This window comes from Flavobacterium sp. Sr18, assembly GCF_011064265.1.
Taxonomy (GTDB): domain Bacteria; phylum Bacteroidota; class Bacteroidia; order Flavobacteriales; family Flavobacteriaceae; genus Flavobacterium; species Flavobacterium petrolei.
In genome coordinates this window covers 2,492,129-2,514,468 of record NZ_CP049329.1, presented here as the reverse complement: position 1 = coordinate 2,514,468, position 22,340 = coordinate 2,492,129, and the positions used below count along the sequence as shown (strand labels likewise).

The following is a 22,340-nucleotide window of genomic DNA, read 5'->3' as shown; positions in this document are numbered from 1 at the left end:
AAATCTCAAAACCGAAAATGAATTCGGATTTCTTAAATAAAAAGCGCTTCATTCTCTTGTGAATACATTAGAAAAAGTAATGAATTAGGCACTATTTTTTGTGCCAAAGCATCATTTTTGGAAATTTCAAATCTAGGATGAATCAATTCATTTTTTGGATTGTTCTCCTCTTGTTTTTTATTCCTGTTATTAATCCTCTCTAATAATTGGAATGTTTTTGGAAAATACTTAGTTGTGCTCATAATTTTTAGATGTTAGGTTTTTAATTCGTTGTTGGTTTTATTCGCATTATGTTTTTTAAAATTAAAATATATTCTTAAAATAAAAAACCCTTTTAGATGTATATCCAAAAGGGTTTTAAGTTGTTTGTAAACTTATACTTTTGGAATCAACAGACGCAAATACACATAATGGCATTTGCAGCAATCATCGTATTGACAGTTGAATTATTTGTAAACTGGAATTTTATGTTATTCATTTATATTTTTTATTTCTGTGCTATTATCTCCGTTGTATTCAAAAAAAAAGCTTCCCGTTATCTGGGAAGCTTTTGCTATATAATTTAATTTAAAATTATGCAATAAGCGACCCTCAGGAATTATCCTGCGCGACTTTAAACATATTACAAATATTAAATTTCATCTTTTACTTTTTTATATATTCAAATTTGCAAATTATTTTTTAAAAATCCAAATAATTTTCAAAAATATTTATCGAAATCCTACCACTATTAATTTTGGCAAGCAAGAGAACCTGAAAAAAGAATTATCCGCAAAAAAAAGTTAAGATTAATTTGCAATTCAAAATGGTTTCATACATTTGCACACGAATACAAGAGGAAAAATTTGAACTGATTGCAACCTCTTCATAATGAAACAAATTCATTATGGATGCTGAAAATTTTTCAGTAGAAAAAATGCTAAAGCAGGAACCCTACTTTAGTCCTTTTCAGCAATTATTTTTTCTCGCTTAATTTAAAAATAATAACTATTATGGCCTATTTATTTACGTCAGAATCTGTAAGCGAAGGACACCCAGACAAAATTGCAGATCAAATTTCAGACGCATTAATTGATAATTTTTTGGCATTTGATGCTGATTCAAAAGTAGCTTGCGAAACTTTAGTAACTACTGGCCAGGTAATTTTGGCTGGAGAAGTAAAATCAAATACTTATTTAGATGTACAACAAATCGCTCGTGACGTAATCAGAAAAATTGGTTACACAAAAAGCGAATACATGTTTGAAGCCAATTCTTGTGGAATCCTTTCTGCTATTCACGAACAATCTGCTGACATTAATCAGGGTGTTGACAGAAAAAATCCTGAAGAGCAAGGCGCTGGTGACCAAGGAATGATGTTTGGTTATGCTACTAATGAAACAGAAAATTATATGCCATTGGCACTTGATCTATCTCATAAATTATTGCAAGAATTAGCTATTTTAAGACGTGAAAATAACGAAATTACGTATTTGCGTCCTGATGCTAAATCACAAGTGACTTTAGAATACAGCGATGACAACAAGCCAACTCGTATTGATGCTATTGTAATCTCGACACAACATGATGATTTTGACGAAGAAGCGACGATGCTTGCAAAAATCAAAAAAGATCTTGTTGAAATTTTGATTCCAAGAATCATTGCAAAAAATCCAGCTCACGCTCATTTATTCAATGCTGCTATCCAATACCATATTAATCCAACTGGAAAATTCGTAATTGGTGGACCACACGGAGATACTGGATTGACAGGAAGAAAAATCATTGTGGATACTTACGGTGGAAAAGGTGCTCACGGTGGTGGTGCCTTCTCTGGTAAAGATCCAAGTAAAGTAGATAGAAGTGCTGCTTATGCAACACGTCATATCGCTAAAAACTTAGTTGCTGCGGGTGTTGCTGACGAGATTTTAGTACAAGTTTCGTATGCTATTGGTGTAGCAAAACCAATGGGTATTTTTATTGATACCTATGGAACTTCAAAAGTGAATATGACCAATGGTGAAATCGCCAAAAAAGTAGAAGCTATTTTTGATATGCGTCCTTACTTTATTGAGCAACGTTTGAAATTAAGAAATCCAATTTATAGCGAAACTGCTGCTTACGGACACATGGGTCGTACTCCAGAAACAGTTACTAAAACTTTTTCTGCTCCAGGTGGAAATGAAAAAACAGTTACTGTTGAATTGTTTACTTGGGAAAAATTAGATTTCGTTGACCAAGTTAAAACTGCATTTGGATTGTAATACAACATTTATAATATAAAAAAGGGGATTTTGCATCTGCAAAATCCCCTTTTTTTATCTCCAAACTTCCTCTTATAAATTGTACTTTACAATAAGGGTTACAAATCGAGGCAGGATAATATTTTCATTGGCATTAAAACCATTCACGCTAAAAGAGTTATTCAATCTAGACCTTGTATTTAATAAATTATTGGCCTGAATTCTGTATTCAAATTTGGCATCCTTTTTAATATAATTCAAACTAGCCGTCATGATTTTAAAATCGTTTGTCACACCGTTGGTTTCATTTTTAAATCGATTAAAGGCATAATCCCAATTAACATTCAAACCATTCAAGAAATAATAATTCAGCTTTACAGTTGGTGTTTGTGTGGTGAATTTATTAGATGCTTGTTCTGAGAAATTCACACGGTAACCCAAATCTACGTTGGGATATTTTTTGAACTGCGTTGCAAAAGCCAAATTGTACGAATGATTTACATTTTCAATTCCTTGAATGAACTCTTGAGTAGCACCGTTAGTAACTCTTCTGTTTAGTACAAAATTGCGGTTCCATCCTGCATTTGCGCCAGCAGTAACTTTGTAATACTTTTTGAAGCTTTTAGAGTAGAACAAATTTCCGTTTAAATTTTCGTTCTCAGCATCTAAATTCAAACGGTCCGAAGTTGAATAAATACTTTGAAAAGAAACTCCATTAACTACCGGATCTTTGGTAGTTGTATAACTGATGTTTGCAAAAATTGTAGTGAAATTATACAAATTATACTTTGAGTAATTCAGTCTGTGACTAGTTACGAGTGAATTTTCCAATTGTGAATTTCCGCGCGTAATGCTATTAAAATTAGTAAAAACATACCCTTCGACCAACGCATTTACATCATTAAAACCATTTTTAACGTTGAAGTTATACGTCAAATTTTCCGATTTTTTCAAATCCCAACGCGCAAACATATCCGGCAATAATCGTGTAAAATTAAGTTTGAAAGGATTACCAAATTGCTCATTGGTGGTATTGTATTGATGAACAGAGAAGCCAGGATTAAATGTAAACTTCCCTACAATAAATTTATAATGCAATCCCAAAAACGCATCATTAAAACGGTAACGCACATCGTTATTATATGCCGCTTGCTCAACAGGATTAACGGTTTGATCTTGTAAAATTTGTAAAATACTCGAATTATACGACTGAAAAGCGTTCGTATTTCCTGCCGCTACATTCAATATACTTTTGTTCGAAATTTGATAAAAGTAATCGATTTTTGCATCCAGCTTATTGGTTTTTACAAATCTAGATTGTTCGATATTCAATGTGTTTTCATTGACAAAAACCGCACTTGGATCATTTGGATTTTGTGAAGTAGCGTTTTGATACGGATTGACTGAAAGTTGCGGATTGTAAAAAGGGTCTTCATCCTCGTATTGATGTTGCATTTCTAACACCCAAGTCGATTTTGGATTTTGAGTATAAAACATATTCAAACTCTGATTGAACGATGCTGGCGCTTGCTTTTGAAAAGCAATTACGGCATTATTATTAGTTACCGTATTCCCGTTAGAAGTAGATGTGAAATTAGTTTGGCTATTATCTACATCTTGTTGGTCATTTTTTCTAAAAAAAGCATCGTAATCCAATTGAAAGTTCTCGTTGGCTTTGTATTTTGAACCAAACTTAGAAATAAAAGCATTATTGCGAGATTCTGTATTGTTTTTTCTATTTTCTAAAGTCGCAATATTGGTGGTGTTTGGTTCAAAAATCCCTCTTTCTGAATTGGTAATAGACTGATTGAAGGTAGACGAGTAAGCCGCAAAACCAGATAGCGTCCATTTTTTGGAAACCGAATGATTCAAATTGAGCGCCCCAAATTTGTCACTTGCTTTAGCCACATTATCGCCGCCAGACAAACCAAAAAAGTTTCGATTAAGCGTAAGTGTTGTCCCATTGCGACCAATTGTATTTCGGGCTCCACCTGTTATTCTGAAAAAATCTGCAGAAGTCAAAGATACCTCACCAATATTATTCAAATTAACGATAGAGTTGATACTGGTTTTTGGAGAGTAATAAAATATTTTTGGATTAAAAACATAGCCTTTGTCATTAGCTAGACCAGCACTTACATCACCAAACCAAAATTTATCTTTTCCTTTTTTGAGTTTGATGTTAATCGCAATATCATCGTTGTTATTTTCAAGGCCTTTCATTTGAGATACTTCGTTGAAATTTCGCAGCACTTGTACTTTATCAACAGCATCCGAAGGAATGTTTTTTGAGCCCAATTTAGTATCTCCCTCCATAAATGGTTTGCCATTTACAAATAGTTTTGCTACTTTTTTTCCTTCTACTTGCACCTGACCGTCCGCCATTACTTCAAACCCTGGCAGTTTTTTAAACACGTCTTCAAGTTTACGCTCTTCGCCTGTTTTGAACGAATCCGTATTATAAACAATAGTGTCTCCTTTTATAGACACTGGCATTTCGCGAACAATCTCCACGCCATCAAGTTCGATTCCACCGGATTCCATGGTAATATTCTGCACCATATTTTCGGCTAGCGTAGTAACGGTAACTTCTTTATTTTGCATACCCAAATAACTCAGTTTAATTACATAAGCCGTATTGGGTTTAAGGTTCAACATAAATTTTCCTTTATCAGTCGTTATGGCATAGGCATCCATAGCTTTAGTAGTTTGGTTCACCGCCATGACATTGGCCATTTCTAAAGGCAGTTTTCCTTTGTCTTGAACCAATCCTTCCAAACGGATATTTTGAGCATAGGAAATAGGAACCACCACAAGGGCGATCAGAACTAGAATTTTTCTCATTTTAATTGGGTGTATAACTACAGGTATTAATTTCCAAAACGAATTTGCATGCCGCCTTCTCTGCCGCCACGACCTTGATTCATCTCTCTGAATTCCTCCATTTTTTTCATTACGGCTTCGTCATACTCTTTTTGAGAAACTACTTTTCCTTTGATTACGGATTTAATTTCTACTTTATCCTTTGGGTTCAGTACAATCTTAGAGCATAAAATGATTGTTCTGCCATCATTCACTTCCAAAATTAATCCCGGTAAACCCCAATATCCTTCTGGACCCTGGCTCACCGGTATTTCAGGGGTATACCATGCAGTAATTACTATTTCTTTAGGCACTTCAACCGCATCTAAAAAATTTGTTTTTTTATCATCCGCTGGTTTTGCTCCTTCTTTTTTATCCGCATCCTCTTTTCGCGGTCTCATGTTTCTAAAATCAGATGCGCTAGGTTTTTTTACAGCCGTGGCTTTATAACAAGTATATCCTCCAATTACTCTTGTTTCAGCTTCCATTTTCCAAGCTAGACTCGTAAGCGAATCTTTAACCAAAAATTCTTTTCCCATAAACTCTTTATCATTACTGTACTGTTTGTCTTTTACGTTTTTATAAAAGGTACCGCCGCCGCCAGCAAAGCTTGACATCATTCGGAATCCTCCACCCGCTTGTGTTGACGCTTCTAGCTTTTCTTCTTCCTTATAAATAGAAGCTGTTTTATTAAAGTTGAGGATAAATGTTTTTTCGAACATCTTCTTCATTCTTTCCTCGATTATTTTCTGCATGTCCGGAGTCATATTTTTGTTTCCCTCCATTCGGGTTTTAAAATCGGAAGTGCTGGTTTTTGATTCATACACCGCCATTCCTTGAAATTCCTGAGCTTGAAGTCCCATAAATGATGCAACTGCTAATACTAATGTGAAAATTACTTTATACATATTATTGGATTTTGATAAATAAGAGTGAAAAAGACTATTTTTGTTACAACCATTCTGTTAAAATAACAGTAAGACCTTTATAATTATAAAAGGTTTAATTGTAATTTCGCTTTCATGAAAAAAGTAATACTGTTGCTATTAATAGGTTCATTTTCAATGATGATTTCTCAAAATCTAAAGCAAAATGCTGTTTTAATGGATTCCATCCGTTTTGATGGTGATCAATTTCTGGGATATGATCCCTTTGGTTTTTATTACACCATAAAAAACAATGTCTTTTCTAAAATTAATACGCGAGACACTTTAGAATACAAGAATATTTCTTTGGGTAAAATCACCAAAGTAGACCTCCAAAACCCGCTTAAAATCGTATTATTTTACGAAAATTTCAACACCGTTATCCTTTTGGACAATCAACTGAATGAAATCCAAAAAATCAATTTTTCAGAAAGTACAATTCCTATTGTGGTTTCAGCAATTGGGATTGCGTCCCAAAATCAGCTTTGGATTTATAACAGTATGAATCAGCAATTAGGATTATTTGATTATCTGAACACTATTTACAAGACTATTTCAGTTCCTTCTGCGGAAAATATTAAGAATTATTTTTCAGATTTTAATGCATTTTATTGGATTGACAACAAAAACAATTGGTACGCTTGTGATATTTTTGGAAGAATTACAAACAACGGAAAAGTTCCTGATTTTGAATCAATTGAAATTATAAATAAAAATCAGTTTATTTATTCAACAAACGGAAGTTTAATTTTTCAGGATTTAGAAAAAGATCAAAAAACGGAGATTAAAATTGCAGAAAAAAGCTTTAAAAAATTTTATTACAAAGACCAAATTTTATCTATTTTTACATCCGAAGGAATTACAAATTATAAAATCATAATACCGTAATGCACATAGCAATAGCAGGAAACATAGGCTCTGGAAAGACAACTTTAACGCGCTTGTTAGCGAAACATTTCAAGTGGGAACCGCATTATGAAGACGTTGTCGACAATCCATACCTAGATGATTTTTACCATCAAATGGAACGTTGGTCGTTTAATTTACAAATTTATTTCTTGAATAGTCGTTTCCGTCAGGTAATGCAAATTCGCGAAAGCGGCAAAAAAATCATTCAGGACCGAACTATTTATGAAGATGCACATATTTTTGCGCCCAATCTTTATGCAATGGGTTTGATGACCAATCGCGATTTTCAGAATTACTCTTCTCTTTTTGAATTGATGGAATCCACAGTTAAAGCGCCTGATTTATTGATTTACTTAAGAAGTTCAATCCCTAATTTAGTAGGGCAAATTCATAAGCGAGGTCGTGAATACGAAAACTCAATATCTATTGATTATTTGAGTCGATTGAACGAAAGATATGAAGGTTGGATTCAAACCTACGACAAAGGAAAATTATTAATTATTGATGTTGACAACATAAATTTTGTTGATAATCCTGAAGATTTAGGAAATATTTTTAACCGAATTGATGCCGAATTGAACGGGTTGTTTTAAACAGATTTCACAAATTACTACAGATTTTCGTAAAGAAAAATGCCTCACAATTGCGAGGCATTTTTTATTTACAAAACTTTTAATTAATTCAGATTATCAATTTTTGCCTGAACTTCTTTATCGGTTCCTTCAAAATTTTGAACAGTAACTTTCCCATTAATATTTGTTTTAATGGTGGCTTTTACTTTTCCGTCAACATTAGTTTTTTCAATAGAAACTTCTTTAGACATCATATGATTTGGCATTGCAGCTGCATTCATATGTTCACAAGTTTTATTTGTACAACCCTTTGCTTTACATTCCTCCGCTGACATCGAGGTGCATTTTCCTGAAGCAACACAACAACTAGCTGTATCAGAAATTGTATGACTTCCATTTCCTAAAATAGGGGCAATTACAAGACCTATCAAACACGTCAATTTAATCAAAATATTCATTGATGGTCCAGAAGTATCTTTGAACGGATCTCCAACAGTATCTCCGGTAACGGCCGCTTTATGCGCATCAGAACCTTTATATGTCATTTCACCATTAATCATCACTCCTGCTTCAAAAGATTTTTTGGCGTTGTCCCAAGCACCTCCGGCATTGTTTTGGAAAACAGCCCAAAGCACACCAGAAACAGTAACTCCAGCCATATACCCTCCTAACATTTCTGCAATTAATTGGTTATTATCTGAATATACTAATTTGCCCAAAAGAACAATCGCGATTGGGAAACCAATAGTCAAAATTCCTGGCAACATCATTTCGCGCAAAGCGGCTTTGGTAGAAATATCGACACATTTTGCATATTCCGGTTTTCCTGTTCCTTCCATAATTCCAGGAATTTCCCTAAACTGGCGGCGTACTTCATACACCATATCCATCGCTGCTTTTCCAACAGAATTCATGGCCAAGGCCGAGAAAACTACCGGTATCATTCCGCCCACAAATAACATCGCTAAAACTGGTGCTTTGAAAATATTAATTCCATCAATTCCGGTAAACGTAACATACGCAGCGAATAAAGCTAGTGATGTTAATGCCGCCGAAGCGATTGCAAAACCTTTTCCTGTTGCGGCAGTTGTATTCCCTACTGAATCTAAAATATCCGTTCTGGTACGTACTTCTTTAGGTAATTCGCTCATTTCTGCAATTCCTCCGGCGTTATCCGAAATTGGTCCGAAAGCATCGATTGCCAACTGCATTGCCGTTGTTGCCATCATCGCTGAAGCAGCCAAAGCAACACCATAAAATCCTGCTAAAGCATAAGAACACCAGATTGCTGCTGCAAATAAAAGTACAGTTGGAAACGTAGAAATCATTCCCGTAGCCAAACCTGCAATTACATTTGTTCCTGCTCCAGTTGAAGATTTTTGTACAATGGCCATAACTGGTTTTGTACCTAATCCTGTGTAATACTCCGTAACCGATGAGATAACAGCTCCAACTACTAAACCAACAATCGTAGCATAAAAAACACGCATCGATGAAATTTCTTTAGTCCCTTCACCAAAGAAATCCATTTTCATGGTTTCCGGCAACATGTATTGTACTAAAAAATAACAGGCAATAAGAGTTAATCCTATTGAAAGCCAGTTTCCCCTATTCAAAGCGCTTTGCACTTGCGCTTCTTTTGCATTATCATCTGTAATTTTCACAACCATCGTTCCGATAATCGAAAATAAAATCCCAAAACCGGCGATTGCCATTGGTAATAAAATAGGTCCAATTCCGCCGAAAGCATCTTGAATATTCCCTCCCATATCTTTGATAACATAATTACCAAGAACCATCGCTGCTAAAACGGTTGCAACATAAGAACCAAATAAATCAGCTCCCATTCCGGCAACGTCACCCACATTATCACCAACATTATCCGCAATTGTAGCTGGATTTCGAGGATCATCCTCAGGAATTCCGGCTTCTATTTTTCCAACTAAATCAGCACCTACATCGGCAGCTTTGGTATAAATTCCACCCCCAACTCTGGCAAACAAAGCGATAGATTCTGCTCCTAGAGAAAATCCGGCTAATGTTTCTAATACAATAGTCATATCTTCTGTCGAAGTCCAAACTCCATTCATAAAAAAGTGGAAGAAGAAAATAAAAAAAGTGGTCAATCCTAGAACGGCTAAACCTGCAACTCCTAATCCCATTACAGTTCCACCGCCAAAAGAAACTTTTAAAGCTTGCGGCAAACTCGTACGTGCAGCCTGCGTAGTTCTAACATTTGTTTTTGTTGCTATTTTCATCCCCATGTTCCCCGCTAAAGCCGAGAAAAAAGCACCAAAAATAAAAGCAACCACTATTAATATGTGTGTCGTAGGAACGATAAATGAAATTCCGGCTAAAACAACACTTGCTCCAATGACAAAGAAAGTCAATAACCTATATTCTGCTTTTAGGAAAGCTAAAGCACCTTCGTAAATGTAATCCGAAATCTCTTTCATCTTACCGTCACCGGGATCTTGTTTTAAAACCCATGCTCGCTTCGTAAACATAAATGCCAGTCCAATAAATGCCATGGCTATTGGCAAATAAATCATTATTGTATTCATAATTTTGGTTTGGTTTTTGGTTAAAATTAATAGTGTAATAAAACGAATTTAAACAAAAAAGCAATACTCTTAACAGAATATTGCTTTTTTTGTAAAAATTATGATGTAAAATTATTTAATACTAAATAATCCTTCTGGTTTGTTTTCAATATCATTAAAACGCTTTATACATTCTTTGATAATGGCATACGCTTCATTCACATCGCCCCAACCACCAACATCTACTGTTTTGTTTTCAAGATCTTTATAAACCTGAAAGAAATGTTCGATTTCTTTTAGTAAATGTGGATTCATGTCTGACAAATCGTTTAGAGAGTTCCAGATTGGATCTGAAACCGGCACACAAATTACTTTTTCATCTGGACCTTTATCATCTGCCATGTGGAAAACACCGATTGGTTTTACTTCCATTACACATCCAGGAAAAGTTGGTTCATTTACCAAAACCAAAACATCTAATGGATCTCCGTCTAAGGCTAATGTTTCCGGAATAAATCCATAATCAGCAGGATACATCATTGAAGAAAATAACATTCTGTCAAAACGCATTCTTTTTATTTCGAAATCATATTCGTATTTATTTCTACTTCCTCTTGGTATTTCGATTAAGACATCGAAAGTTGTTAATTTGTCTGCAGTCATTTTAGTTTTTTCTTTTCTATATTTATGGGTGCAAAAGTAAGGAAAGTATCCCTTTTCACAATAAAAAATTCATGTTATCTCTTGATTAAATTTTAAGAGTGAGTACTTTAGTAAACCACTGTCCTATTTCGTTTCTTTAAATAATGGTGCCACAAAAGATAAGTTGCAAAGGAACGATACGGACTCCATTGTTTCGCATGAATTTCGATCGCGTCCTTATCATGAATATCCAGTAATTCCTTGATGGTATTTACCACTGCTATATCTCCCAAAGGCAATAAATCCGGTGCTTGCAAGCAAAACATCAAATAAATATCGATAGTCCAGTTGCCTATTCCTTTGATTTTGATCAGTTCTTCGCGCACTTGCTGAGCCGTTTTGTTTTGCAAAGTTTCTAAATCTAAATCTTTATTTAATATGGCTGTCGCCAAAGCTTTGATATAGGACGTTTTTTGACGGCTTACGCCAAGATTCCTATATTCGGCATCCGATACATGAAGAAGAATCTCGGGTACTACCGTTTTTAAAGTAGTTTTTATTTTTAAAAAAGTCGCTTTCGCCGAATCAATAGAAACTTGTTGTTCCAAAATCAATAATACCAAAGTCTCGAAACCTTGTGGCCTTTTGGGAATAGTTGGCATTCCGTATTCTTCAATGATTGACTTGAAAATGGCATCTTTTTCTAAAAGATAATCGATTGCTTCTTGCATAATCTGATGTTTTTTTAGCCAGGATTACTTCACTTAACATCTATTTTTAATAGGAGTTTAGTGAACTTCGTTTGAAATGAAAATCCTTTCATCTCGTTTTTTAACGGGATAAAAGATTGTAACGAATAGCCGGAATAGCTCCTAAAAATTAAACCCGAACGATCCTTTTACTGTAAAACGATTCGTTTCCGGCACATTGAGATAGTTCCCTCGCCAAGCAAAATCGATACGGAATACTTTGAAGATATTCCCAATTCCGGCGCTGTATTCCCAATAGCCTTTTTCCGGTGCATTGTACACCAATCCTGAGGCATTAATCGCTCTGTTTTCATCAGAAATACTACCATAAACCCCTTTTACAGATACAATTTCTCTCCAATTGAGTTTGCGCATAAACGGAATTCTAGAGAATAACCGGCCGTTGAAATTGTGATTCCACTGCAAAGTAGCATATTGGTCTGCAACAAATTCATAAAAATTAAGGTTACTAAAGGTATTTTCAAGTATGAAAAAAGTTTGATTTCCCGGGATCACGCTCATGAGTCCCAAAGGAACGGTTCCAAAAGTTTTTCCCACTTCCATGATGATATTAGTTCTCCCTAAAGGTCCGATGATAATGGGTTGTTTGTAGTACAATTGCAATTTGTCATATTTGAAATCACTATCCAATAATCCTTTAAAACCATGACTGTAATTAACAAAAAAGCGACTGTACGGGCTGTCGACATTTTCTCTTTCTACGGCAAATCCTATAGTTTTTCTTTTAGGAGTGTATTCAACCTGAAAATTAACTTCTGATTGTTTCACATCGCTTTTTGCAACACCATTTGCAATATCTGTATAATAATCCAGACTGAAAGTTGGCGATGCAGATTCGAGTGTGCGATAGGAAATTCCAGTTTGGAAAATCAAATTTTTAACAGGTTCAATTTCTACCGCAACATTGCTTAAATTAATGTTTGTCAATTTCCCGTTACTCCCCGATGAAAATACAGAAGACGAAGCGAAACTTCGGCCCAAAATATCGTAAGTCGTGGTTAGACTCGCGCCAATTTGCTCAATATCACGCCTGTTTCCTCCGGACAAAATGATTCTTTTTTTCTTATCGACCATCCATTTTCCGGAAAAACCATATTTGAATTTGTCATCCTTAAATCCATACGCTGTATAACCTTGTATACGCCAACTGTCGTTTGTACCAAAATACGTTCTTCCACCAGCTCGCAATCGAACACCTTCTACTTCGTTATAACCAAATGTGGAAAAAATAGGACCGTAATCAAAATTTCCAAACTGTAAAAAACCGCTTGCCAATACTTGAACCGTACTATAAATTTGTTTAAACTTTTTGACCGTTTGCAACGTATCCAGCATTTTATAAACCCCTAATTCGTCTTTGGTCAAATTCTCAAATCGGTTTTCGTCCCAATATTCATCTGATTTATTATAGACATCGGCATCCATATAATTGACCTCATCTTTATAAAAAGCAACTGGTTTTTCATTATTGAACTGATGGTTTCTATAGTAAGTAGTTCGTTTTCCGTAAACGCCTTTAGATTTTTCTTTTTTGTTTAAAGCAAAATCGGACATCAAATAATCCTTTGTCAATAAGAAAACTGAATCGCTGACCACCTCAAATTCCTGCTCTAAATAAATGTCTTTTACCCAGTTGATATTAGCACTTTTGGTAACCGCCATATTGATTTTCTTGATGGCAAATGTGGAATCATTAACCCAAAAATCTCCTTTAAAAGTCAATTCGTTTTTGCGCCTTGGATAGAAAACAATATTAAAACACCATTTATCATCAATATAAGCACTGTCTTTCAATACATAATTGTAAACATCAATCCCAGTTTTAGATAACGGACTGGTGAAACTTTTATCAAAAAAGGTTAAGTAATTATTGTAGATATCGTAAGTGGAATACAAATCTTTCACAAATGTCAAAATCTGTTGATTTCCATTAAATCCAGAAGTTTTACTGGCTTTAATTTTCTCTTTTAATTTCTTCAATTTATTGTCTCCGTAAACATCATTCAGTGTTTCGTTTACAAAAATGGGCAGATAGGTTTTACCCGTGATTTTTGAAGTATCCATTTGATTAAAGATAAACTCCATCCCTTTGAAAAGTTTACTTTTCATGAAAGCACTATCAATAGAATTCATGTCAAATTCTATTTTCTCATATTTCTCCATTTGGTATTGGTCAAACAAATACAACCCGTTTTGACGTTTTCTTTCCCAGATTTTTCGAAGAATATCTAACGCTGGATTATTTTTTTTAGACGTTTTTCCGGTAAAGATTACAACTTCGTTTAAACTCTCCGCTTCGTTTAGCTGAATTTTTAAATTGTAATTGACTAGTTTTTCTAACGTAATTTCTTTTTCAGAAAACCCAACAGATGAGATCAACAATACTGAATACGTTTTAGTAGATTCCAGATAAAATTTACCGTCTTCATTAGCAACAATTCCTTCACTTGAATTCTTGAAAACGACATTAGCAAAGGGAATCGGCTGATTCAATTTATCCACCACAACACCACTCACTTTTGTTTGCGCAAAAACAGCAGTTGCTGATACCAACAACAAAAGCAGGGAAAACAAGAAATTCTTTTTCATAATCATTCAAAAAAAAAACTTCATCAAATTAAATAATTGATGAAGTTATTAAGTTTAGACTTCTTAGATTGTGAGCGTTCTGAGATCGAAATCTTACAATCCAAGAAGCCTAGCAATCTAATTGATCTATTTTTTATACATTACTTTTTTAACCGCTTTTACTACGTCACCAGCATTTGGTAACCATTCTTTCAATAAAACCGGAGAATAAGGCGCTGGTGTATCTGCCGTTGTAATACGTTGAATTGGAGCATCAAGAAAATCAAAAGCACGTTCTTGAACAATATAGGTGATTTCAGAAGCAACACTTGCAAAAGGCCAAGCTTCTTCAAGAACCACTAATCTGTTTGTTTTTTTAACCGATGTTAAAATCGTCTCATAATCCATAGGACGCACGGTTCTCAAATCGATAATTTCACAAGATATTCCTTCTTTAGCTAATTCGTCAGCAGCAATATGTGCTTCTTTGATAATTTTTCCGAAAGAAACAATCGTTACATCCGTACCTTCTCGTTTGATATCCGCAACTCCTAACGGAATTACATATTCACCATCTGGAACTTCTCCTTTATCGCCATACATTTGTTCTGATTCCATGAAAATCACAGGATCGTTATCACGAATAGCCGCTTTCAACAAACCTTTAGCATCATAAACCGTAGATGGAACTACTACTTTAAGACCTGGAGTATTCGCAAACCAGTTTTCTAATGCTTGTGAGTGTGTCGCTCCTAATTGTCCTGCCGAAGCTGTTGGACCACGAAAAACGATAGGCACATTAAATTGTCCACCAGTCATCTGACGCATTTTGGCAGCATTATTTATAATTTGGTCAATCCCTACTAAACAAAAATTGAATGTCATGTATTCCACAATTGGTCTGCATCCGTTCATAGCTGATCCTACTGCAATACCAGTAAAACCAAGCTCAGCGATAGGAGTATCAATAACTCTTTTCTCGCCAAATTCAGCAAGCATTCCTTTAGATGCTTTGTAAGCACCATTATATTCTGCAACTTCTTCACCCATTAAGTATATGGACTCATCGTGACGCATTTCTTCACTCATCGCTTCGCAAATGGCCTCTCTAAATTGTATCGTTCTCATATTATATGTTGTATGTGTCTATTTTTCGAAAAGCAAAAATAAATATTTTATATCACTTAAAAGCATAAATCACGCTAAATTAATTCAGGATTTACTACGATAATTTTCAGGAGCTGTTTCCGGCTCTCCGCTGTATCTTCCTGTGGCTAAAGGAGCCACAGGAAGGATGCCGCTGCTATCCGGGCTACGAAATCGAAATAGTAACAAAAAATATTATGCATGCATAGTATATTATTCGAATTAATATTTTAAATTTGTAAAAGAAATTACGAATAATTAAATATATAAGTATGAAAATATTAGTTTGCATCAGTCACGTTCCTGATACTACTTCAAAAATTAACTTTGTCAACGGTGATTCTGAATTTGACACCAATGGAGTACAATATGTAATCAATCCTAATGATGAATTTGGTTTAACCCGTGCCATTTGGTTCCAAGAACAACAAGGCGCAACAGTAGTTGTTGTAAATGTTGGAGGACCAGAAACCGAACCTACTTTAAGAAAAGCATTAGCAATAGGCGCTAACGAAGCAATTCGTGTGAATGCTACTCCTACTGATGGATTTTTTGTAGCCAAACAACTTGCTGAAGTAATCAAAAACGGAGCATACGATGTAATTATCGCTGGAAAAGAATCTTTAGACTACAATGGTGGAATGGTACCTGGAATGATTGCCGGAATTTTAGGATACAACTTCCTTAATTCTTGCACAAGTCTTACTGTTGATGGAACTAATGTAAAAGCAGTTCGCGAAATTGATGGTGGAAAAGAAACTGTTGCTACTACTTTGCCGTTAATCATTGGTGGCCAAAAAGGATTAGTAGAAGAAAAAGACTTGCGTATTCCAAACATGAGAGGAATTATGACTGCAAGAACAAAAGCATTGACAATTCTGGAGCCAGTTGACGCTACTGTAAATACAAAAGCAGTAAAATTTGAAAAACCAGCTCCTAAATCAGCCGTAAAATTAATTGCTGCTGACAATTTAGATGAACTAATCAATTTATTACACAACGAAGCTAAAGTAATATAATTTTAAATTATGAATTTTAAATTGTGAATTAACGTTCTCAAATACATTTAAAATTTATAATTCAACATTTAAAACAAAAAATCATGTCAATATTAATATACGCGGAATACGCAGAAGGTAAATTTAAAAAAGTAGCATTCGAATTGGCTTCTTATGCGAAAAAAGTAGCTGAAAGTTTAGGAACTACCGTTACAGCAGTAACTGTAAATGCTGGTGATGTTTCGGAATTATCAAAATACGGAGTAGACAAAGTATTAAAAGTAAACAACGATAAATTATCCGGATTTACTGCAAAAGCATACGCTGATGTCATCAAACAAGCGGCTCAAAAAGAAAACGTGAAATTAGTTTTACTTTCTTCAACTACAGACAGTATTTATCTTTCGTCACTTGTTTCAGTGGCTTTAGAAGCTGGCTACGCCTCAAATGTGGTTGGATTACCAGTTTCAACTTCGCCTTTTCAAGTAAAAAGAAATGCTTTTTCAAACAAAGCGTTCAATATTACTGAAATTGCAACAGACGTAAAAGTGCTTGGACTTGCAAAAAACTCTTATGGGATTTTTGAAACGCCTTCAACATTAACGGAAGAAGATTTTAATCCAACTATTGGAGAAAATGATTTTGGTGTAAAAGTAGAATCAGTTGAAAAAGTTTCTGGAAAAGTTTCAATTGCAGATGCTGATATTGTTGTTTCAGCTGGTCGTGGATTGAAAGGTCCGGAAAACTGGGGAATGGTAGAGGAATTGGCAACCGTTCTTGGAGCAGCAACTGCTTGTTCAAAACCAGTTTCTGATTTAGGATGGAGACCTCACGGAGAGCACGTAGGACAAACTGGAAAACCGGTTGCTACAAACCTTTATATTGCGATTGGAATTTCTGGAGCAATACAACACATTGCGGGAATCAACTCCTCTAAAGTGAAAGTGGTAATCAACAGCGATCCGGAAGCACCATTTTTCAAAGTGGCTGACTACGGAATTGTAGGTGACGCGTTTGAAATTGTTCCACAATTAATTGAAAAATTTAAAGCTTTCAAAGCTCAGAATTCATAAATTATAGCATACCATTAATTTAAATGCTACTTAAAAACAAGATATTTGTATCTTTGCTTTTAAGTAGCATTTCTTTTTTGAAATTGCTGATTAATTTTTATCAAAAAAAGTACTTTGTACTTTCCCATAACAACAATTATGAGCTTAGTTAAATTATCCATAAAAGGAATTTCATACAGTCAAACTCAAAACGGAGCCTACGCTTTGATCTTGAATGAGGTTGACGGCGAAAGAAAATTACCCATTGTCATTGGTGCTTTTGAAGCCCAATCCATCGCCATTGCCTTGGAAAAAGAAATAAAACCACCACGTCCTTTGACCCATGATTTGTTCAAAAATTTCGCAGAACGTTTTGATATTGTCGTAAAACAAGTCATTATTCATAAATTAGTTGATGGTGTTTTTTATTCAAGTATCATTTGCGAAAGAGATAAAATTGAAGAGATTATTGACGCCAGAACTTCAGATGCCATTGCGTTGGCATTGCGTTTTAATGCTCCTATTTTTACATATAAAAACATTCTGGACAAAGCTGGAATTTATTTGAAGTCAAATCCTTTAGATCCTAACAAAGACTCTCAGGAAATTGATGATGTGCTTTCTAATCCTGACACTTTTGGACGAGAAGAAGAAAGCAATCAATCTGGAGAAACCTATTCGAAACACAGTTTACAAGAATTGAATGAGTTATTAGATCAAGCCGTCTCTCATGAAGATTATGAGAAAGCCGCAAAGATTAGAGATGAAATTTCAAAAAGAGAATCGTAAATTGACATTTCAGTTATTTGATAATTTGATTGCAAATAACCAATTAAAAAATCACCGAACCCACCAAAAATGAAGCAATATTTAGATTTAGTGCAACACGTTATGGAAAACGGTTGTCAAAAAGGAGATCGTACGGGAACAGGAACAAAAAGTGTCTTTGGATATCAAATGCGTTTTGACTTGAATGAAGGTTTCCCAATGGTTACCACCAAAAAACTGCACTTAAAATCTATTATTTATGAATTGCTTTGGTTTTTAAAAGGCGATACCAATATAAAATACCTTCAGGAAAACGGCGTTAAAATCTGGGATGCTTGGGCTGATGCCAATGGCGATTTGGGACCTGTTTATGGACACCAATGGCGCAACTGGAATAGTGAAGAAATTGACCAAATCTCTGAATTGATTAAAGAATTAAAAACCAATCCTAACAGTCGCAGAATGCTGGTTTCGGCATGGAATCCTTCGGTTCTTCCGGACACTTCAAAATCATTTGATGAAAATGTAGCTAACAATAAAGCCGCTTTACCTCCTTGTCACGCTTTCTTTCAGTTTTATGTTTCTGACGGTAAGTTATCGTGTCAGTTGTACCAGCGAAGCGCTGATATTTTCTTAGGCGTGCCTTTTAATATTGCTTCGTACGCATTACTCACTATGATGATTGCTCAGGTTTGCGATTTACAGCCCGGCGAATTCATTCACACTTTTGGTGACGCACACATTTACAACAATCATTTTGAACAACTCGAATTGCAATTGTCCCGTGAGCCAAAACCATTACCAAAAATGATTTTGAATCCTAATATAAAAGACATCTTCGCATTCGATTTTGACGATTTCACGCTCGAAGGCTACGAACCACATGCCTTGATAAAAGGTAGTGTTGCGGTCTAATCCAATAAAAAAAACGGTGTTTTAGTTAAACTACTAAAACACCGTTTTCATTTCCTGCAAACTCATTCCATTTGAAAGAATCTGCTTCGGGCTCATTGACAAATACTCCGTCGATTACGTATTTGAATTCGTAGGCCGCATCTTTATTGACATCGAAAACTCCTTTGAAAGTACCATTTTTTAATTTGCTCAAAGCACCATCAGCAACACTCCAATTATTGAAATCTCCTACAACGGAAGCTTGACTTGCCTCTTTTGCAGCTACTGAAAAAGTAACTTTACAAACTGGTTTTGTTTTTACAAACTGTTTCTTAATTGCCATAACACATTCATTTATAGATTTATGAAACAAAGTAAACAAAACATATTGAAGTTTCAATAAGCACTATAAAGATTTAATGGAATACGATAAACAATGTTAATTTTTGATAAATTTAACATTTTAAAGCACTGTAAATTTACTATTCAAAAATCAGAAAACGTTTTCTCCCAAAATTATCCCTACGCTAAACAACGACTTTGCGAAATAAATTTTACCTTTATAATCTAAAATTAGATCAATGGAAAAAGAATTACACGAACAATATGAGTATGCAAGAAGAAGAATAAAACAAAAGAAACGATTGTATTATCATTTCGTTCTCTTCGTTTTAGGAAGTTTACTACTGTTTGTCGCCCACAAATTTCTTAACAGCACCGTAGTTACCGATTGGTATCTTTGGATTATTACAATATGGTTGTTTCTCTTTATTCTACATTTTATAAAAATTTTCATCACTGATCGATTTATGAATAAAGATTGGGAAAGAGAACAAATTGACAGACTTGTCACTTTGCAAAAAAAGAAAATGGAGCAATTACAAACTCAAATAACTAACGATGAACTTAAACAATAGTAGACCATCATGATAATAATGATTGCGGCTGTTGCCGAGAATAATGCGCTAGGAAAAAACAATGAATTAGTTTGGCATTTGCCAAATGATTTCAAAAGATTTAAATCTCTTACCTCTGGCCATCATATTATCATGGGCAGAAAAACATTTGAAAGTTTTCTAAAGCCATTGCCAAACAGAACTCATATTATAATTACCAGACAAAAAGAATACCAAGCTGAAGGTTGCATAATTGTGGACAGTATTGAAAAAGCTCTTGAAATTTGCCCAAAAAATGAGGATTCTTACATAATAGGGGGCGGAGAAATATACAACCTGGGAATGCCTTATGCGGATAAAATAGATATTACCCGCGTTCACCAAGAATTTGAAGCGGACGCCTATTTTCCTGAAATATATCCTAAAGAATGGCAACTAATACTATCCGAATTTAATGAAAAAGATGAAAAACATCTTTATGATTATACTTTCCAAACGTTGATTAGAAAATAAAACAAAAAAACATCCTTTTTACGGGATGTTTTTTTTTAAACCATTGATTAAGAGAAATGAACTACTCTTGAAAGAGTATTTGATAACATAAAATAAAAATTACAAATACTAATAATACTCCAGAAATGGAGATTATAATATTTGATGTTTTTTGAGAATACATCTCAAAAAAGCCTTTAATACCAAATACCACGAAGGTACTAAAGACGAAAAAAATTAAAATTTCCAAAAACAAATTTAATCCTAAGAACGTATGTTGCGTTTTAGCTACTGTACTACTATGTAAAACAGCACTTTCAAAACAGCTAACAAGAACAAATGAGATAATTAACGCACAAAATATCCATTTGATTTGGTTCACAGACTCTCTTTTAATCATTTAATATGGTTATTTCTTGAACAACAAATTTGTACAATAAAAACTGGACACACAATACCCACTTTTAGTGATATTTCAAAAAATATAAAATTTTTTAAAACTCAGTAAATCAAATTCAAAATCCATTTTTAAAGTAAAATAAAACTTGACTCAATTTCTTAAAACTCATTTTAAGTTCATCAAGTTTGTGTTATATTTGTACAAATTAAAAAAATGTCAGAAAAGATAACTCCCTATAAAGATTCTGCCTTAGGCAAAAAAGAACAAGTTGCACAAATGTTTGATACTATTTCCGGAAATTACGATAATTTAAATCGTGTCATTTCTTTTGGAATTGATATAAAATGGCGTAAAAAAGTGCTGCAAATGGTCGCCAAATCCAATCCAAAAATCATTCTAGACATTGCAACAGGAACTGGAGATTTAGCAATTTTGATGGCAGAAACCAATGCTGAAAAAATAATTGGTTTAGATATTTCTGCCGGAATGCTGGAAGTAGGCGTTCAAAAAATTGCAGCTAAAAATCTTTCCAATACCATTGAAATGATTTTAGGCGACTCGGAAAACATGCCTTTTGAGGACAACTACTTTGATGCAATCACTGTTGCTTTTGGTGTCCGTAATTTTGAAACATTAGAAAAAGGCCTAGCTGAAATATTAAGAGTTTTGAAACCAAATGGCGTTTTTGTAATTTTAGAAACTTCCGTTCCAGACAAGACACCTTACAAACAAGGATATAATTTTTACAGCAAAAACATATTACCACTCATAGGAAAACTGTTCTCTAAGGATGATGTTGCATACGGATATTTATCTGAATCAGCAGCTGCATTCCCGTATGGCGAAGCACTAAACAATATTTTGAGAAAAACTGGGTTTATAGATGTTGTAGCGTTACCACAAACGTTTGGGGTTGCTACTATTTATTCAGCTTCTAAAAAATAACATGAAAAAATTAATTGTCTTTCTGTTTTTTGCTTTTATTCTAAATGGATATGCTCAAAATTCTAAAAATATATTTAGTAGAGACCCTATTATTAATTTGGAGAATTTTCAGCAAAAAAAAATCTATTATGGTTTCTATTTAGGATTTAATTCCTATGATTTCAAGATTGATTATAAGTCTGAAACTCCTGATATTCTCATTAAAAAAACTACCGGCTTCAATGTGGGGATTATTGGGGATTTAAAACTACAGAAATACATTAACTTGCGATTTGAACCCGGACTTTATATCACGAAAAGGGATTTGTATTATCCGAATTTTACTAACAGCAGCGATGCATTAAGAGAAGTAAATAGCACCTACATTCACTTTCCCTTATTATTAAAATTTTCTTCGTTAAGAACCGGAAATATTCGCCCTTATGCTCTAGGAGGAATATCATCTACATTGAACTTGGCGAGTAATTCTAAATTAAAGGATGACAATTTTCAACAACTTTTTCGAGTAAAATCATGGACTACAAATTACGAACTGGGTTTTGGGATTGATATATTTTCAGAATATTTTATATTTTCACCATCAATAAGAGGAGTTTTTGGAATTAACGATGAATTAATTAGAGACAACGATCCTAACAGTCCTTGGACAAGCAATATCGCTTCTATGAAAACAAGAGCTGTATTCATCAATTTTTCTTTCCACTAAAATAGTTTTCAGTCACAGTTTTCAATCCT

General features: G+C 34.3%; 20 protein-coding genes. 11 read left to right on the top strand and 9 right to left on the bottom strand.

Features of this window, described 5'->3' with window-relative positions:
- Positions 1-32: 32 nt before the first annotated feature.
- Positions 33-242 (bottom strand): hypothetical protein, encoded by a 210-nt coding sequence (locus G7A72_RS11080; protein ID WP_165152523.1) that lies wholly within the window; start codon positions 240-242, stop codon positions 33-35.
- 750 nt (positions 243-992) lie between these two features.
- Between G7A72_RS11080 and metK the strand changes: the two genes are divergently transcribed.
- Entirely contained in the window at positions 993-2,243 is a 1,251-nt protein-coding gene (gene metK / locus G7A72_RS11075) for a methionine adenosyltransferase (RefSeq protein WP_165152521.1), read from the top strand.
- A gap of 72 nt (positions 2,244-2,315) precedes the next feature.
- On the opposite strand, the gene G7A72_RS11070 is transcribed toward metK, so the two are convergent.
- Both G7A72_RS11070 and G7A72_RS11065 read right to left on the bottom strand, forming a co-directional pair.
- Positions 2,316-5,066 carry a carboxypeptidase-like regulatory domain-containing protein gene (locus G7A72_RS11070; RefSeq protein ID WP_165152520.1) on the bottom strand — a complete coding sequence of 917 codons (2,751 nt, stop codon included), beginning with the start codon at positions 5,064-5,066 and terminating at the stop codon, positions 2,316-2,318.
- 26 nt (positions 5,067-5,092) lie between these two features.
- Positions 5,093-5,992, bottom strand: a complete 900-nt coding sequence (locus G7A72_RS11065; RefSeq protein ID WP_165152518.1) for a GLPGLI family protein — start codon at positions 5,990-5,992, stop codon at positions 5,093-5,095.
- Positions 5,993-6,106: 114 nt separating this feature from the next.
- On the opposite strand from G7A72_RS11065, the gene G7A72_RS11060 reads away from it, so the two are divergent.
- Both G7A72_RS11060 and G7A72_RS11055 read left to right on the top strand, forming a co-directional pair.
- Positions 6,107-6,898 carry a hypothetical protein gene (locus tag G7A72_RS11060; RefSeq protein ID WP_165152516.1) on the top strand — a complete coding sequence of 264 codons (792 nt, stop codon included), beginning with the start codon at positions 6,107-6,109 and terminating at the stop codon, positions 6,896-6,898.
- On the top strand, positions 6,898-7,512 hold the full coding sequence (locus G7A72_RS11055; protein ID WP_113664383.1) for a deoxynucleoside kinase: 615 nt from the start codon (positions 6,898-6,900) through the stop codon (positions 7,510-7,512). Before G7A72_RS11060 ends, G7A72_RS11055 begins: the two co-directional genes overlap by 1 nt.
- Positions 7,513-7,595: 83 nt before the next feature.
- Here the strand turns inward: G7A72_RS11055 and G7A72_RS11050 are convergent, their stop codons facing one another.
- The 5 genes from G7A72_RS11050 to G7A72_RS11030 form a co-directional block, all read right to left on the bottom strand.
- A complete protein-coding gene (locus tag G7A72_RS11050) occupies positions 7,596-10,055 on the bottom strand; it encodes a sodium-translocating pyrophosphatase (protein ID WP_165152514.1) in 2,460 nt (819 codons plus the stop codon).
- A 111-nt stretch (positions 10,056-10,166) separates the two neighbouring features.
- Entirely contained in the window at positions 10,167-10,697 is a 531-nt protein-coding gene (locus G7A72_RS11045; RefSeq protein ID WP_165152512.1) for an inorganic diphosphatase, read from the bottom strand.
- A 107-nt stretch (positions 10,698-10,804) separates the two neighbouring features.
- The gene (locus G7A72_RS11040; RefSeq protein ID WP_165152510.1) at positions 10,805-11,407 is read right to left on the bottom strand and encodes a DNA-3-methyladenine glycosylase; all 603 of its coding nucleotides are present in this window, start codon (positions 11,405-11,407) and stop codon (positions 10,805-10,807) included.
- A gap of 141 nt (positions 11,408-11,548) precedes the next feature.
- Positions 11,549-14,035, bottom strand: coding sequence for a DUF5686 and carboxypeptidase-like regulatory domain-containing protein (locus G7A72_RS11035; protein ID WP_165152508.1), 2,487 nt, complete (start codon positions 14,033-14,035; stop codon positions 11,549-11,551).
- 126 nt (positions 14,036-14,161) lie between these two features.
- Entirely contained in the window at positions 14,162-15,142 is a 981-nt protein-coding gene (locus G7A72_RS11030; RefSeq protein ID WP_066082989.1) for a pyruvate dehydrogenase complex E1 component subunit beta, read from the bottom strand.
- A 290-nt stretch (positions 15,143-15,432) separates the two neighbouring features.
- Here G7A72_RS11030 and G7A72_RS11025 point away from each other — a divergent pair, with 290 nt between their 5' ends.
- The 4 genes from G7A72_RS11025 (at position 15,433) to G7A72_RS11010 (ending at position 18,893) form a co-directional block, all read left to right on the top strand.
- Positions 15,433-16,179, top strand: coding sequence for an electron transfer flavoprotein subunit beta/FixA family protein (locus tag G7A72_RS11025; RefSeq protein WP_165152506.1), 747 nt, complete (start codon positions 15,433-15,435; stop codon positions 16,177-16,179).
- A gap of 83 nt (positions 16,180-16,262) precedes the next feature.
- The gene (locus tag G7A72_RS11020) at positions 16,263-17,231 is read left to right on the top strand and encodes an electron transfer flavoprotein subunit alpha/FixB family protein (protein WP_113664388.1); all 969 of its coding nucleotides are present in this window, start codon (positions 16,263-16,265) and stop codon (positions 17,229-17,231) included.
- A 138-nt stretch (positions 17,232-17,369) separates the two neighbouring features.
- Positions 17,370-17,999 carry a bifunctional nuclease family protein gene (locus G7A72_RS11015; RefSeq protein WP_113664389.1) on the top strand — a complete coding sequence of 210 codons (630 nt, stop codon included), beginning with the start codon at positions 17,370-17,372 and terminating at the stop codon, positions 17,997-17,999.
- A gap of 69 nt (positions 18,000-18,068) precedes the next feature.
- Positions 18,069-18,893 (top strand): thymidylate synthase, encoded by an 825-nt coding sequence (locus G7A72_RS11010; RefSeq protein ID WP_165152504.1) that lies wholly within the window; start codon positions 18,069-18,071, stop codon positions 18,891-18,893.
- Positions 18,894-18,918: 25 nt separating this feature from the next.
- Here the strand turns inward: G7A72_RS11010 and G7A72_RS11005 are convergent, their stop codons facing one another.
- A complete protein-coding gene (locus tag G7A72_RS11005) occupies positions 18,919-19,215 on the bottom strand; it encodes an isoamylase early set domain-containing protein (RefSeq protein ID WP_165152502.1) in 297 nt (98 codons plus the stop codon).
- Between the two features lie 238 nt (positions 19,216-19,453).
- Here G7A72_RS11005 and G7A72_RS11000 point away from each other — a divergent pair, with 238 nt between their 5' ends.
- The 4 genes from G7A72_RS11000 (at position 19,454) to G7A72_RS10985 (ending at position 22,311) form a co-directional block, all read left to right on the top strand.
- Positions 19,454-19,789, top strand: coding sequence for a 2TM domain-containing protein (locus tag G7A72_RS11000; protein ID WP_165152501.1), 336 nt, complete (start codon positions 19,454-19,456; stop codon positions 19,787-19,789).
- A 9-nt stretch (positions 19,790-19,798) separates the two neighbouring features.
- On the top strand, positions 19,799-20,281 hold the full coding sequence (locus tag G7A72_RS10995; RefSeq protein ID WP_165152500.1) for a dihydrofolate reductase: 483 nt from the start codon (positions 19,799-19,801) through the stop codon (positions 20,279-20,281).
- Between the two features lie 592 nt (positions 20,282-20,873).
- Positions 20,874-21,605: a bifunctional demethylmenaquinone methyltransferase/2-methoxy-6-polyprenyl-1,4-benzoquinol methylase UbiE gene (gene ubiE / locus G7A72_RS10990; protein WP_113664394.1), complete on the top strand. Its 732-nt coding sequence runs from the start codon at positions 20,874-20,876 to the stop codon at positions 21,603-21,605.
- 1 nt (position 21,606) lies between these two features.
- Positions 21,607-22,311, top strand: coding sequence for a porin family protein (locus G7A72_RS10985; protein ID WP_113664395.1), 705 nt, complete (start codon positions 21,607-21,609; stop codon positions 22,309-22,311).
- Positions 22,312-22,340 lie beyond the last annotated feature (29 nt).

Coding starts and splice junctions, on each gene's coding strand:
- G7A72_RS11080 (WP_165152523.1), bottom strand. CDS start 242: ATGAGCACAACTAAGTATTTTCCAAAAACATTCCAATTATTAGAGAGG.
- metK (WP_165152521.1), top strand. CDS start 993: ATGGCCTATTTATTTACGTCAGAATCTGTAAGCGAAGGACACCCAGAC.
- G7A72_RS11070 (WP_165152520.1), bottom strand. CDS start 5,066: ATGAGAAAAATTCTAGTTCTGATCGCCCTTGTGGTGGTTCCTATTTCC.
- G7A72_RS11065 (WP_165152518.1), bottom strand. CDS start 5,992: ATGTATAAAGTAATTTTCACATTAGTATTAGCAGTTGCATCATTTATG.
- G7A72_RS11060 (WP_165152516.1), top strand. CDS start 6,107: ATGAAAAAAGTAATACTGTTGCTATTAATAGGTTCATTTTCAATGATG.
- G7A72_RS11055 (WP_113664383.1), top strand. CDS start 6,898: ATGCACATAGCAATAGCAGGAAACATAGGCTCTGGAAAGACAACTTTA.
- G7A72_RS11050 (WP_165152514.1), bottom strand. CDS start 10,055: ATGAATACAATAATGATTTATTTGCCAATAGCCATGGCATTTATTGGA.
- G7A72_RS11045 (WP_165152512.1), bottom strand. CDS start 10,697: ATGACTGCAGACAAATTAACAACTTTCGATGTCTTAATCGAAATACCA.
- G7A72_RS11040 (WP_165152510.1), bottom strand. CDS start 11,407: ATGCAAGAAGCAATCGATTATCTTTTAGAAAAAGATGCCATTTTCAAG.
- G7A72_RS11035 (WP_165152508.1), bottom strand. CDS start 14,035: ATGAAAAAGAATTTCTTGTTTTCCCTGCTTTTGTTGTTGGTATCAGCA.
- G7A72_RS11030 (WP_066082989.1), bottom strand. CDS start 15,142: ATGAGAACGATACAATTTAGAGAGGCCATTTGCGAAGCGATGAGTGAA.
- G7A72_RS11025 (WP_165152506.1), top strand. CDS start 15,433: ATGAAAATATTAGTTTGCATCAGTCACGTTCCTGATACTACTTCAAAA.
- G7A72_RS11020 (WP_113664388.1), top strand. CDS start 16,263: ATGTCAATATTAATATACGCGGAATACGCAGAAGGTAAATTTAAAAAA.
- G7A72_RS11015 (WP_113664389.1), top strand. CDS start 17,370: ATGAGCTTAGTTAAATTATCCATAAAAGGAATTTCATACAGTCAAACT.
- G7A72_RS11010 (WP_165152504.1), top strand. CDS start 18,069: ATGAAGCAATATTTAGATTTAGTGCAACACGTTATGGAAAACGGTTGT.
- G7A72_RS11005 (WP_165152502.1), bottom strand. CDS start 19,215: ATGGCAATTAAGAAACAGTTTGTAAAAACAAAACCAGTTTGTAAAGTT.
- G7A72_RS11000 (WP_165152501.1), top strand. CDS start 19,454: ATGGAAAAAGAATTACACGAACAATATGAGTATGCAAGAAGAAGAATA.
- G7A72_RS10995 (WP_165152500.1), top strand. CDS start 19,799: ATGATAATAATGATTGCGGCTGTTGCCGAGAATAATGCGCTAGGAAAA.
- ubiE (WP_113664394.1), top strand. CDS start 20,874: ATGTCAGAAAAGATAACTCCCTATAAAGATTCTGCCTTAGGCAAAAAA.
- G7A72_RS10985 (WP_113664395.1), top strand. CDS start 21,607: ATGAAAAAATTAATTGTCTTTCTGTTTTTTGCTTTTATTCTAAATGGA.